Here is a 12564-nt window from a genome sequence, read left to right on the forward strand (position 1 = left end):
GAAATCGGAGTTTCCTTGCAAGACAAAACACAAAGCGAATGGGTGGCGCGCAGCCTGCGCAGCGTATGGCACCCATGCACGCAGATGCAGCACCACGAGACCATCCCGCTGATCCCGGTCAGCCGGGGCAAGGGCGCGTGGCTGTACGACCATGAAGGCCGCCGCTACCTGGACGCGATCAGCTCCTGGTGGGTCAACCTGTTCGGCCACGCCAACCCGCGCATCAACGCCGCGCTGAAGGACCAGCTGGACACCCTGGAACACGCCATGCTTGCCGGCTTCACGCACGAACCGGTGATCGAACTGTCGGAAAAGCTGTCGGCCCTGACCGGCCATGTGCTGGGCCACAGCTTCTACGCCAGCGACGGCGCCTCGGCGGTGGAGATCGCGCTCAAAATGAGCTTCCACTCGTGGCGCAACAACGGCAAGGCGGATAAACAGGAATTCGTCTGCCTCAAGGGCAGCTACCACGGCGAGACCATCGGCGCGCTGGCCGTCACCGATGTCGCGCTGTTCAAGGACGCCTACGGCCCGCTGCTGCGCGTCTCGCAGACGGTGATGTCGCCGGACGCCCGCAACGCCAACGCCGCCGAGGGTGAAACGGCCGAAGACATGGCGCGCCGCGCCGCCGCCGACGTCGAACGCCTGTTCGTGGAAAAGGCCGACAAGATCGCCGCCATCATCATCGAACCGCTGGTGCAATGCGCCACCGGCATGGCCATGCACGACCCGCTGTACCTCAAGCTGGTGCGCGAACTGTGCGACCGCCATCAGGTGCACCTGATCCTCGACGAAATCGCCGTCGGCTGCGGCCGCACCGGCACCTTCTTCGCCTGCGAGCAGGCCGCCGTCTGGCCGGACTTCCTGTGCCTGTCCAAGGGCATCAGCGGCGGCTACCTGCCGCTGTCGCTGGTGATGACGCGCGACGACATCTACCAGGCCTTCTACAGCAGCGACGTCACGCGCGGCTTCCTGCACTCGCACTCGTACACCGGCAACCCGCTGGCCTGCCGCGCCGCGCTGGCGACCTTGCAAATCTTCGAGGAGGACAATGTCCTCGAGGCCAACAAGGTCAAGGCCGCGCGCCTGACGGCGGCGCTGCAACCGCTGGCGCAGCACAGGCAGGTGCGCAATTTCCGCCAGCGCGGCATGATCTGGGCCTTCGACGCCATCGGCGCCACGCCGGACTTCTCGCGCCGCTTCTTCGCCACCGCAGTCGAGCATGAGCTGCTGATGCGCCCCATCGGCGCCACCGTCTACATGATGCCGCCGTATATCCTCGGCGACGACGAGATCGACGGCCTGGCCGCCAATACGCTGGCCGTGTTCGACAAAACGATGGCGGGCTGACGATGGATCTCCTGAATAAACTCACCGCGCAGCTGCGCGCGCTCGACGAGCAAAGCCTGATACGCAAGCGCCGCACCGTCGACACACCGTGCGGCGCCCGCGTCTCGGTCGACGGCCGCCAGTTGCTGGCCTTCTGCAGCAACGACTATCTGGGCCTGGCCAACCACCCCAAGCTCAAGCTCGCGCTGCAGGAAGGCGCGGCGATCTACGGCGTCGGCAGCGGCGCCTCGCACATGATCAGCGGCCACGTCCGCGCCCACGCGATGCTGGAGGACCGCCTGGCCGAATTCGTCGGCGCCCATCTGGAGTCGGCGCGCGCGCTGACCTTCTGCACCGGCTACATGGCCAACCTCGCCATCATCACCGGCCTGACCGCCGGCGACCGCGAGGCCGAGATCTTCTCCGAATCGCTGAACCACGCCTCGCTGATCGACGGCGCCCGCCTGTCGCGCGCCAAGGTTACCGTCTACCCGCACGCCGACCTGGAGGCGCTCGGCGCCATGCTCGCGGCCAGCAACGCCGCTACCAAGCTGGTAGTGACGGACAGCGTCTTCAGCATGGACGGCGACCTCGCGCCGCTGCCGGCCCTTCTCGCGTTGTGCGAACGGCACGGCGCCTGGCTGGTCATCGACGACGCCCACGGCTTCGGCACCCTGGGCGACCACGGACGCGGCGCGCTGGAGCATTTCAACCTGCGCTCGCCCTACCTGGTCTACATGGGCACCCTGGGCAAGGCGGCCGGCGTCGGCGGCGCCTTCGTCGCCGCCCACGAGACGGTGATCGAGACGCTGATCCAGAAGGCCCGGCCCTACATCTTCACCACCGCCACGCCGCCGGCGCTGGCGCACGCCCTGCTGACCAGCATTGAGCTGATCGAGGGCCAGGAAGGCATAAAACGGCGCGCGCACCTGGCCGCATTGGTGGCACAATTGGACGATGGCCAGGTTGGGCTCAAACTTCATCGCTGGCGGCGTTTGCCGTCGATGACGGCGATCCAACCTATCCTGATCGGCGATAATGCCGAAACCATGCGCGCCGGCGCGGCCCTGTACGAACAGGGGCTGTGGGTGGGCACTATCCGTCCGCCCACCGTCGCACCAGGCACATCGCGCCTGCGGGTGACGCTGTCGGCGGCCCATAGCAGCATGGAAGTGGCGCAGTTGATAACCGCGCTGAATAATTTGGATGCCTCCGGAAAGGACGTCAGATGAGTCTCGATGATCCCGTCATAGCAGTCGACATACCGTCCGACGCGCCAGCGGTCGAAGATGTACTGGAGCTGGAGCCCGAGGTGCAACCGGCGGCGCTGGCCGGCGGCCTGCCACCGCGCTTTTGCTGCTTCGTCACCGGCACCGACACGGAAATCGGCAAGACCCTGGTCTCGTCGGCGATGCTGCACGCGCTGGTGAAAGCCGGCGTGCGCGCCTGCGGCATGAAGCCGGTGGCCGCCGGCGCCGAGCTGCGCGACGGCGAATGGCACAACGACGACTGCGACCAGCTGGCCGCCGCCGGCAACGTCCACCTGCTGCCGACCATCACCACGCCGTTCCTGCTCAAGGAGCCGGCCGCGCCGCACATCGCCGCCGAACTGGAAGGCATCGTCATCTCGCCGGTGCCGATCCTGGCGGCCTATGTCGAAATCAACGCCGCCTCCGACGCGGTGGTGGTCGAAGGCGTGGGCGGCTTCCGCGTGCCGCTCAACGACGAATTCGACACCGCCGACCTGGCCGAGCAGCTCGACCTGCCGGTGGTGCTGGTGGTCGGGCTTCGGCTCGGCTGCATCAGCCACGCGCTGCTGACGGTCGAGGCGATCGAATCGCGCGGCCTGACCGTGATCGGCTGGGTCGCCAACGAAACCCAGGCCGACATGGCCTTCGCCGACGAAAACGTCGCCGCGCTGGCGCAGCGCATCGACGCGCCGCTGCTGGGGCGCATCCCGCGCCTGGACCACCCGAGCGCGGAGGCCGCCGCCGCCCATATCGATTTTACCGGGCTGCCAAACTGGCCAACCCGGAACAAACTTTGAACGAAGAAGGAAACACGATGTCCCTGACCACCCTCCAAGAACCTAAAACCGTAGCCCTGCACCGCCCGACGGCCGCGATCACCTTGCCGCCGGCGGCGACCTGGCCGCTGGAAGACGTGATGGCGCTGTTCGACCTGCCGTTCAATGACCTGATGTTCAAGGCCCAGCAGACGCACCGCCTCAACTTCCCGGACGGCGACGTCGAACTGGCCACGCTGCTGTCGATCAAGACCGGCGGCTGCGAGGAGGACTGCGGCTACTGCCCGCAGGCGGCGCGCTACGACACCGGCGTCGAAGCCAAGAAGATCCTCGACATCGACACGGTGCTCGACGCGGCCCGCCAGGCCAAGGACAACGGCGCCACCCGCTTCTGCATGGGCGCCGCCTGGCGCAGCCCGAAGGAGCGCGACATGGACAAGGTCGAGGAGATGGTGCGCGAAGTGAAGGCGCTCGGCCTGGAGACCTGCGCCACGCTGGGCATGCTGGAGGAAAGCCAGGCGCAGCGCCTCAAGGACGCCGGCCTGGATTACTACAACCACAACCTGGACACCGCGCCCGAGTTCTACGACAACGTCATCTCGACCCGCGAATACCAGGACCGCCTGGACACCCTGGGCCGCATCCGTGAAGCGGGCCTGAAGGTCTGCTGCGGCGGCATCGTCGGCATGGGCGAGACGCGCCTGCAGCGCGCCGGCTTGATCGCGCAGCTGGCCAATCTGAACCCGTATCCGGAATCGGTGCCGGTCAACCACCTGGTGCAGGTCGAAGGCACGCCGCTGTACGGCATGGACCCGCTGGACCCGTTCGAATTCGTGCGCACCATCGCCGTCGCGCGCATCACGATGCCGAAGGCGCGCGTGCGCCTGTCGGCGGGACGCCGCCAGATGGGCGAAGCGGTGCAGGCGATGTGCTTCATGGCCGGCGCCAACTCGATCTTCTACGGCGACAAGCTGCTGACGACCGAGAACCCGGAAGCGGAGGACGACCGCAACCTGCTGGCGAAACTGGGCCTCAAAACCCGTGGCGCAGTGCTGGAATCGGCACCAAAAGAGAAGTGCGGCTGCTAAACCCGCAAAGCCATGCGGGGTCGTACCCCAAGGGGTACGACCCCAAACCCCGGCGCGGACGAACCAGCGGCACGGTGGTGGGTTAAAAACAAAAAATAATCGGAGACAAAAATGTTCACCAAAATCCTGATCGCAAACCGTGGCGAGATCGCCTGCCGGGTCGCCGCCACCGCCCGCCGCATGGGCATCAAAACCGTCGCCGTCTACTCGGAGGCGGACGCCAACGCCAAGCACGTCGCCGTCTGCGACGAGGCGGTGCTGATCGGCCCCGCCGCCGCCAAGGAGAGCTACCTGTGCGGCGACAAGATCATCGCCGTCGCCAAGGCCACCGGCGCGCAAGCGATCCACCCCGGCTACGGTTTCCTGTCCGAGAACGCCGTCTTCGCCGACGCCTGCGCCGAAGCGGGCTTGGTCTTCATCGGCCCGCCGGCATCGGCGATGCGCGCGATGGGCTCCAAGTCCGCCGCCAAGTCGCTGATGGAGAAGGCCAACGTGCCGCTGGTGCCGGGCTATCACGGTGAACAGCAGGACGCCGATTTTCTGCACACGCAGGCCGACAAGATCGGCTACCCGGTGCTGCTCAAGGCCTCGGCCGGCGGCGGCGGCAAGGGCATGCGCGTGATCGAAAACTCGGCGCAGTTCAAGGACGCGCTGGCGTCGTGCAAGCGCGAGGCGATCAGTTCCTTCGGCGACGACAAGGTGCTGGCGGAAAAATACCTCCAGCGTCCGCGCCACATCGAAATCCAGGTGTTCGCCGACACGCTGGGTAATTGCATCTACCTGTTCGAGCGCGATTGCTCGGTGCAGCGCCGCCACCAGAAGGTATTGGAGGAGGCGCCGGCGCCGAACATGACGGCCGAACGCCGCGCCGCCATGGGCGAGGCGGCGGTGGCCGCCGCCAAGGCGGTCGGCTACGTCGGCGCCGGCACGGTGGAATTCATCGCCAACCAGGACGGCTCGTTCTACTTCATGGAGATGAACACCCGCCTGCAAGTCGAGCATCCGGTCACCGAGATGATCACCGGGACCGACCTGGTGGAATGGCAGTTGCGCGTTGCCGCCGGCGAACCGCTGCCGAAACAGCAGCACGAACTGGCCATCAACGGCCACGCCATCGAGGCGCGCATCTACGCCGAGAATCCGGAGAAGGGCTTCCTGCCGTCGATCGGCACCCTGCGCCATCTGGCCACGCCGGACGCGGTCTCGTTCGAGCTTGGCGGCGCCGTCAATCTGCCGGCCGGCGTGCGCATCGATTCCGGCGTGCGCGCCGGCGACGCCATCTCGCCGTTCTACGACCCGATGATCGCCAAATTGATCGTCTGGGGCGCGGACCGCAAACAGGCGCTGGCCCGCATGGCGCAGGCGCTGTCGGAATACCAGGTGGTCGGCCTGGCGACCAACATCGCCTTCCTCAAACGCCTGGTCGAAGGCCAGGCCTTCTCCACCGCCGATCTGGACACCGGTCTGATCGAACGCAACCAGGACGCCCTGTTCCCGGCGCCGCAGGCCGCGCCGCAAGCCGCGCTGGCGCTGGCGGTGGTGTCGCTGATCGCCGCCGAAAAACAAAGCGCCGCCGCGCAATCGCGCGCCAACCCCGCCGATCCGTGGGGTCAGGCCCTGGGCTGGCGCTTGAACCAGCCGTACCTGCGCGCGCTGTCGTTCAGCGACGAATTCGCCAGCGACCAGCCCTACATCGTCCACGTCAGCTACCGCGCCGGCGGCTGGCTGTTCAGCGTGGGCGCGGGCGCGCAACCTGAAGTCCTCAGCCTCACCTCCGAGGGCGCGGATGGCTACAGCATCAAGCTGGGCGCGCAGGCCGTGCACGGCGCGGTGCGCCGCGACGGCGACGTGCTGCACGTCTTCACCGGCGGCGCGCATTACCAGTTGACCTACAACGACCCGATGGCCCACGCCGGCGAGACGGAGGCCGAAGGCGGCCGCCTGACCGCGCCGATGCCGGGCAAGGTGGTCGCGGTGCTGGCCGCCAAAGGCCAGGAAGTGAAGAAAGGGGACGCCCTCGTCATCATGGAAGCCATGAAAATGGAACACACCATCGCCGCGCCGCACGATGGGGTGGTCGATGACATTCTCTACGGCGTTGGCGACCAGGTGGCCGATGGCGCACCGCTGCTGGCGTTCAAGACGGCGTAAAGAGAGATCAGGAGATCATCATGCGCATTCTTTTACATCGCGCGGACGGCAAGACCGAGCCGTGGATCAAGGACTTCACCAAGTTCCTGCCCGAGGCGGAGTTCGAGATCTGGCACGCCGGCGAAACCAGCCAGCCCTGCGACTACGCCGTGGTGTGGTCGCCGCCCGAGGCCATGCTGCCGGAGCTGGCGCAGGTCAAGGCGATCTTCAACACCGGCGCCGGCGTCGACGCGCTGCTGCGCTTCGGCGACGCCATTCCGCGCGAGGTGCCCATCATCCGCCTCGGCGACGCCGGCATGGCGGTGCAGATGGCCGAATACGTCACGTATTCGGTGCTGCGCTACTTCCGCCGCTTCGACGAATACGAGGCGCAGGCGCGCTCCGGGCTGTGGGCGCCGCTGCCGCAGCACACCAAGGGCGACTTCCCCATCGGCGTACTGGGCATGGGCGTGCTGGGCAAGCGCGTGCTCGAGGCGCTGGCGCCGTTCGGCTTCCCGCTGCGCGGCTGGAGCCGCAACGAGAAGAAAATGCCGGGCGTGCAGTGCTACCACGGCAGCGATGGGCTGGACACCTTCCTGCGCGGCAGCCGGGTGCTGGTCTGCATGCTGCCGCTGACGCCCGAGACATCCAACCTGGTCGACCGCACCAACATGGGCAAGCTGCCCGCCGGCGCCTTCATCATCAACGTCGCGCGCGGCGCGCACATCGCCGAACCGGATCTGCTGTCGCTGATCAAGTCCGGCCACATCGCCGCCGCCACGCTGGACGTATTCCGCAACGAACCGCTGCCGGCGCAGCATCCGTTCTGGCAGGAGCCGCGCATCACGATCACGCCGCACATCTCGGCGCTGACGCTGCGGCGCGAAAGCGTGCAGCAAATCGCCGAGAAAATCCGCAAGCTCGAAAAGGGCGAACCCGTCGCCGACATCGTCGACCGCAACCAAGGATATTGAAGATGAACAGTTTGCCCCGGCAGGTCAAAATCGTCGAAGTGGGACCGCGCGACGGCCTGCAAAACGAAAAAGCCAGCGTGCCCGCAGCGGTCAAGATCGAACTGGTGGACCGCCTCACCAGCGCAGGCTTCCAGAACATCGAGGCGGCGTCCTTCGTCTCGCCGAAGTGGGTGCCGCAGATGGCCACCAGCGCCGAGGTAATGGCCGGCATCACGCGCAAGGACGGCGTGATCTACTCCGCGCTCACGCCCAACATGCAGGGGCTGACGGCGGCGCTGGCCGCGCGCGCCGATGAAGTGGTGATTTTCGGCTCGGCGTCGGAGGCGTTCTCGCAAAAGAACATCAACTGCTCGATCGCCGAATCGATCGCCCGTTTCGTGGACGTGGCCAAGACGGTCAAGGACAACGGCCTGCGCCTGCGCGGCAGCATCAGCTGCTCGTTCGGCTGCCCATACCAGGGCGACGTGCCGCTCGACGCGGTGGCCGACGTGGTGGGCCGCATGCGCGACCTGGGCTGCGACGAAATCGACATCGCCGACACCATCGGCGTGGCCACGCCGCGCAAGACACAGGCGGTGATGGAGCGCGCGATCCGCGAGTTCCGCGTCGACGGCCTGGCGGGGCACTTCCACGACACCTATGGGCAGGCGCTGGCCAACATCTACGCCAGCCTGGAGGTGGGCATCTCGATCTACCACTCGTCGGTGTCGGGGCTGGGCGGCTGCCCGTACGCCAAGGGCGCGACCGGCAACGTCGCCACCGAGGACGTGTTGTACCTGATGCAGGGGCTGGGAATCGAGACCGGCATCGACCTGGATATCGTGGTGGACGCGGGCCAGTTCATCTCGCACTTCCTCGGCCGCAAAGGCGCGAGCCGCGCCGGCAACGCCATCGCCGCCAAGCGCGCGAATTAAGAACCGGGACGCTACATCTGCCGAAATTGGCGCGTGAACGCCTCGCTCACGGCCAATTTCTCCGGGCGTCCCTTCAAACGAATCTCCATCGCCGCCCCATCGCGGTCGATACGCTCGATCGCCTCCAGGTTGACGATCGCCCCGCGATGCACCTGCGCGAACTGCCCCGGGTCCAGCTGCTCGATCAAACTTTTCAACGGCACGCGTATCAGCGCGTCGCCGGTGGCGGTCACCACGCGCGTGTACTTGCCGTCCGACGTGAAGAACTGCACATCCTTCACCATCACCAGCCGCACCGAACCGCCGGTCGACGCCTTGATCCACTTCAGATAGACCGGCGCCGCCGCCTTGCCGAACAACCGCTCCCATACCTCCGGCGCCACCGCGCGGCTTTCACGGCTTTTCAGCCGCTTGACCGTTTGCAGCAGGCGCGCGGCTGAAAGGGGCTTGACCAGATAGTCGGCGGCGCCGGCATCGAAGGCATTGAGCGCATGTTCCGCATACGCCGTCACGAAAACGATTTGCGCCGATTCCGGCACATGCCGCGCCACCTCCAGGCCATTCAACCCGGGAATCTGGATATCGAGGAAAACAATATCCGGCCGCAGCGCCTCCAGCATCGCAACCGCCTCGATGCCGTTTTCCGCCTGTCCCGCGATTTCCAGCTCGGGCCACAGCATCGCCAGCTGGTCCGCCAGCTCGGCGCGCAGCAGCGGCTCGTCCTCGACGATCAAGGCGCGGGTCATGCCGCCTCCGGCACGGGCAGTGGCACCGACAGCGTGGCCTCGACACCGCCATCGTCCAGCGCCTCCACCGTCAGCGACGCCCGCCCGCCATACAGAAGCTGCAAGCGCTCGTGGATGTTGGCCAGGCCGAGCCCCTGGCCCGGCTGGTCGCTCAGGCCCGCGCCGTTGTCGCGCACCGTCAGCCGCAGCACGCCGCCATCGACGGCGGCGCGGATCAGCAACTCGCCGGGACGGGTCGCGCTTTCCAGCCCATGCTTGATCGCGTTCTCCACCAGCGAAATCAGCATCGCCGGCGGAAACGGCAGCGCGCGCACCGCGTCATCGGCGTCGATGCGGAAGCGCAGCCGCTCGCCCATCCTTATCTGCATGATGGACAGGTAATCGCCTGCCAGCGCCAGCTCGCGTCCTACGGTGGAAGAGACGGAGCGCATGTCCGGCAGCGCGTTTTGCAGGTAGCCGACCAGATGATCGAGCATCAGCTGCGCCGTGTCGCCGTCGGTGCGGATCAGGTATTTCAGGTTGGCCAGGGTATTGAACAGAAAATGCGGCTCGACCTGCGCCTGCAGCGCCGACAGTTTCGCGTTCAGCGCCGCGCGTTCCAGTTCGTGCTCGCGCCGGGCCAGTTGCAGCGTGTGGTGGCGGCGCTTCAATTCGGCGCGCAGGCAATCCGCCACCGTTTGCACCTCCCGCCACGCTTCGCCCTTTTGTGTCTGGAAGAACGACAACCCAAAACGGCGCCGAATGTGGACCTGCGCCTGTTGTCCCGGCTCGCCGGTCACCCGTACCTCCATGCTTTGCCAGAGCCGCATCATGCGCGACGGCGCCAGCAAAATCCGGCCCTTGAACGACTGGTGCCAGAACGCGGCGGGCCCCGGATATCCGAGCGCCAGGCCAAGCGCGAGGCCGGACAGCGTCTCGGCGCATAAATCATAGGTGCTGAGCGGGTCGAGCGGCGAGGGCAGGGTCAGGTGCGGACGCGACGAGATCATCTCCGGCGCCAACGCGATGCCGGCCTCGCGCAGCCCCCGGAGGTAATGCAAGGCCATCGAAATCGTCGCCGGACAGAAACCGGCGAAGATCGCAAGCGCGGGACCGAAATAGAGCCAGTTGACGGCGTCGGGCGCGCGCCCCAGCGACCAGAAAATGAATGTCACGGGAAGCACCAGGCACACGGCGATGAGCAGCGCGGTCACCGACAGATAGCGCAACAGCGTTTGCAGCAAATATCTGCGCACCAGCCGCGCGTCGTGCTCGACGCGGGACACTTTGGCGTTGAACGGCAAATTGGACGACATCATGGCACCACCTCCGGTTTGAACTGAAGGCATTCTAGCGAGACGGCCCGCGTGCCTGGGGCACATGCGACCGACAGCCGAATTTGCGGGATGAATACGGTTTAAAAATAGAAAACAAATGGAAAAACCCCCGTTTGACGTTGCCATCAAACGGGGGTTTTAAATTCTGGTCGGAGTACAAGGATTCGAACCTTGGACCCCCTGGTCCCAAACCAGGTGCGCTACCGGGCTGCGCTACACTCCGAAGAAGCAAGATAATACAAGCTGCCCCAGTATCCGTCAAGTGCCCCTATAAGAATCATTATGTACCACGGCGGATTTTTTTCAATGTAAGATCCCAGGGGTATGCATAACTTGACTAAAAAACCATGAGCGCGACCTTCACCTTGGGCGATCCCGCACGGCTGCGGCGGCCGGGCATGGTCTGGGGCATCGCCGTTTCGGTGGTTTTGCATGCGCTGCTGATCTTCGGCTACCGGCTGACGGCGCCCCAGGCGCCGGCCGAGCTGCCGCCGAAGGAAACCATGACGGTGTGGCTGGTGCCGCCGCCCAGGCCGCCGGCGCCGGCGGTCGTCAAGCCTGAGCCGCCGCCGGTCAAACAGGTTCAGCCACGCGAGCGGGAAAAGAAAGTCGAGGTGGTCCGCGCCAGCAGGCCGGCGCCAGCGGACACGGCGGAAGACAAGCCGTCGCAGGCGATCACCTTGCCGGCGCCGGCCAGCAATCTGCCCGATCCGCTATATCCCGAGCAACAGAAGCAGCAGCAAGCCAAACAATTCGATATGAACGCGGCGTTGAAGACGGCGCGCAAAGTGGCGAATGAGAAAGATCCGGCGCGGGCGGGATTGCCGGTCGCGCAGCTGGATGACCATCCGCTTTATCCGGAGCAGACGGCAAGCGAGCTGGCGACCAAAATGGAGGGGGCCAAGCGTAAAGACTGCCTGACCCAGCCGGGTAACTTGCTGACGCCGCTATTTTGGTTGTTGGAGAAGAAGGATCATGGGTGTAAGTTTTGAGGGTGGGTTGCTCATAGATGGCCGATTACGGCGTTCCGCCTAATCCGCCCTACGTGGAACTCCTCGATGCGTGCTTCGCGATCTCCGATTAATCTTCTTCTTTTAACTGCAACGCGCGGTCGTAGAGCGCGTTTTTCTTGCGGCCGGTGATTTGGGCGGTCAGGTTGGCGGCCTGCTTGACGGAGCACTCCGTCAGCAATATCTTCAGGATCCGCTCGGCCTCGACATCCTGCTCGTCCTCGGCCGCCGGCGCGCCGGCCAGCAACACGACGAATTCGCCCTTTTCGCGGTGCGCATCGGCCTTGATCCACGCCTCCGCCTCCGACAACGGGCAGCGGTGGATTTCCTCGAACATTTTGGTCAGCTCGCGCGCGAACACAACCTCGCGCTCCGGCTCGAACGCGGCCGCCAGCGCGACGGCGCAATCCAGTATCCGGTGCGGCGCCTCGTAGAACACCATCGTCGCCGTCACCGCGCGCAATGTGCCGAGGAAATTCTCGCGCTGCTTGGCCTTGGCCGGCAGGAAACCGACAAAATAAAATTGATCGTTGACCAGCCCGCTGGCCGACAACGCCGTCACCGCCGCCGACGCCCCCGGCAGCGGCAACACGCGCAAACCGGCCGCCCGCACCGCGTCGACGATGCGCGCGCCCGGATCGGACACGCCCGGCGTGCCGGCGTCGGACACCAGCGCGATGCGCTCGCCGCCCTGCAGGCGCGCGATCAGGGTCTCGGCCACCTCGCGCTCGTTGTGCTGGTGCGCGGCGATCAACGGCTTGTGCAGCCCGAAACGCGTCATCAACTGCGCCGTGTTGCGGGTATCCTCGCAGGCGACCGCGTCGACCAGGCTCAAAACGTGCAACGCGCGCAGCGTAATATCGGTCACATTGCCGATGGGGGTCGCCACGATATACAAGGTTGCGCTAGGATAGGCCTGGTGCGCCGTTTCACCCAGCACGGGTAGGGTGGAGATGGCGCGGGAATCTTGGTCGGTCATTGGGGGTCGAATGAAAAGTATGAGGTTGTCGCTGCGGTTTGCGGCTATTACG

General features: G+C 65.9%; 11 protein-coding genes and 1 tRNA gene. 8 read left to right on the forward strand and 4 right to left on the reverse strand.

Annotated elements, in window-relative coordinates; translation table 11 throughout:
* Window positions 1-15 precede the first annotated feature (15 nt).
* The 7 genes from bioA (at window position 16) to MRBLMU1_RS24945 (ending at window position 8461) form a co-directional block, all read left to right on the forward strand.
* A complete protein-coding gene (gene bioA, locus MRBLMU1_RS24915; protein ID WP_363507308.1) occupies window positions 16-1350 on the forward strand; it encodes an adenosylmethionine--8-amino-7-oxononanoate transaminase in 1335 nt (444 codons plus the stop codon).
* 2 nt (window positions 1351-1352) lie between these two features.
* Entirely contained in the window at window positions 1353-2561 is a 1209-nt protein-coding gene (gene bioF / locus MRBLMU1_RS24920; protein WP_363507311.1) for an 8-amino-7-oxononanoate synthase, read from the forward strand.
* Window positions 2558-3376, forward strand: a complete 819-nt coding sequence (gene bioD, locus MRBLMU1_RS24925) for a dethiobiotin synthase (protein WP_363507314.1) — start codon at window positions 2558-2560, stop codon at window positions 3374-3376. Before bioF ends, bioD begins: the two co-directional genes overlap by 4 nt.
* A gap of 17 nt (window positions 3377-3393) precedes the next feature.
* On the forward strand, window positions 3394-4443 hold the full coding sequence (bioB, locus tag MRBLMU1_RS24930) for a biotin synthase BioB (protein WP_090324750.1): 1050 nt from the start codon (window positions 3394-3396) through the stop codon (window positions 4441-4443).
* Between the two features lie 111 nt (window positions 4444-4554).
* Window positions 4555-6594 carry an acetyl/propionyl/methylcrotonyl-CoA carboxylase subunit alpha gene (locus MRBLMU1_RS24935; RefSeq protein WP_363507317.1) on the forward strand — a complete coding sequence of 680 codons (2040 nt, stop codon included), beginning with the start codon at window positions 4555-4557 and terminating at the stop codon, window positions 6592-6594.
* A 20-nt stretch (window positions 6595-6614) separates the two neighbouring features.
* The gene (locus MRBLMU1_RS24940) at window positions 6615-7547 is read left to right on the forward strand and encodes a 2-hydroxyacid dehydrogenase (RefSeq protein ID WP_315215884.1); all 933 of its coding nucleotides are present in this window, start codon (window positions 6615-6617) and stop codon (window positions 7545-7547) included.
* 2 nt (window positions 7548-7549) lie between these two features.
* A complete protein-coding gene (locus MRBLMU1_RS24945; protein ID WP_363507321.1) occupies window positions 7550-8461 on the forward strand; it encodes a hydroxymethylglutaryl-CoA lyase in 912 nt (303 codons plus the stop codon).
* Between the two features lie 11 nt (window positions 8462-8472).
* On the opposite strand, the gene MRBLMU1_RS24950 is transcribed toward MRBLMU1_RS24945, so the two are convergent.
* The 3 genes from MRBLMU1_RS24950 to MRBLMU1_RS24960 form a co-directional block, all read right to left on the reverse strand.
* Entirely contained in the window at window positions 8473-9207 is a 735-nt protein-coding gene (locus tag MRBLMU1_RS24950) for a LytR/AlgR family response regulator transcription factor (protein ID WP_363507324.1), read from the reverse strand.
* Window positions 9204-10505, reverse strand: a complete 1302-nt coding sequence (locus MRBLMU1_RS24955) for a sensor histidine kinase (protein WP_363507327.1) — start codon at window positions 10503-10505, stop codon at window positions 9204-9206. Before MRBLMU1_RS24955 ends, MRBLMU1_RS24950 begins: the two co-directional genes overlap by 4 nt.
* Before the next feature lie 164 nt (window positions 10506-10669).
* A tRNA-Pro gene (locus tag MRBLMU1_RS24960) sits at window positions 10670-10746 on the reverse strand.
* Window positions 10747-10870: 124 nt separating this feature from the next.
* Between MRBLMU1_RS24960 and MRBLMU1_RS24965 the strand changes: the two genes are divergently transcribed.
* Complete coding sequence (locus MRBLMU1_RS24965) at window positions 10871-11515, forward strand: hypothetical protein (RefSeq protein WP_363507330.1); 645 nt, start codon at window positions 10871-10873, stop codon at window positions 11513-11515.
* 88 nt (window positions 11516-11603) lie between these two features.
* On the opposite strand, the gene rsmI is transcribed toward MRBLMU1_RS24965, so the two are convergent.
* Window positions 11604-12512, reverse strand: coding sequence for a 16S rRNA (cytidine(1402)-2'-O)-methyltransferase (gene rsmI / locus MRBLMU1_RS24970; protein ID WP_363507333.1), 909 nt, complete (start codon window positions 12510-12512; stop codon window positions 11604-11606).
* Window positions 12513-12564: the final 52 nt, after the last annotated feature.

The sequence above is a fragment of the Burkholderia sp. LMU1-1-1.1 genome (genome assembly GCF_040675865.1).
Classification (GTDB): Bacteria; Pseudomonadota; Gammaproteobacteria; order Burkholderiales; family Burkholderiaceae_D; genus Rugamonas.

Excerpts from the sequence above, each read along its gene's own strand:
- MRBLMU1_RS24965 (WP_363507330.1), top strand. The coding sequence starts at position 10,871 with ATGAGCGCGACCTTCACCTTGGGCGATCCCGCACGGCTGCGGCGGCCG.
- MRBLMU1_RS24945 (WP_363507321.1), top strand. The coding sequence starts at position 7,550 with ATGAACAGTTTGCCCCGGCAGGTCAAAATCGTCGAAGTGGGACCGCGC.
- bioF (WP_363507311.1), top strand. The coding sequence starts at position 1,353 with ATGGATCTCCTGAATAAACTCACCGCGCAGCTGCGCGCGCTCGACGAG.
- MRBLMU1_RS24940 (WP_315215884.1), top strand. The coding sequence starts at position 6,615 with ATGCGCATTCTTTTACATCGCGCGGACGGCAAGACCGAGCCGTGGATC.
- MRBLMU1_RS24955 (WP_363507327.1), bottom strand. The coding sequence starts at position 10,505 with ATGATGTCGTCCAATTTGCCGTTCAACGCCAAAGTGTCCCGCGTCGAG.
- bioD (WP_363507314.1), top strand. The coding sequence starts at position 2,558 with ATGAGTCTCGATGATCCCGTCATAGCAGTCGACATACCGTCCGACGCG.
- bioB (WP_090324750.1), top strand. The coding sequence starts at position 3,394 with ATGTCCCTGACCACCCTCCAAGAACCTAAAACCGTAGCCCTGCACCGC.
- MRBLMU1_RS24935 (WP_363507317.1), top strand. The coding sequence starts at position 4,555 with ATGTTCACCAAAATCCTGATCGCAAACCGTGGCGAGATCGCCTGCCGG.
- MRBLMU1_RS24950 (WP_363507324.1), bottom strand. The coding sequence starts at position 9,207 with ATGACCCGCGCCTTGATCGTCGAGGACGAGCCGCTGCTGCGCGCCGAG.
- rsmI (WP_363507333.1), bottom strand. The coding sequence starts at position 12,512 with ATGACCGACCAAGATTCCCGCGCCATCTCCACCCTACCCGTGCTGGGT.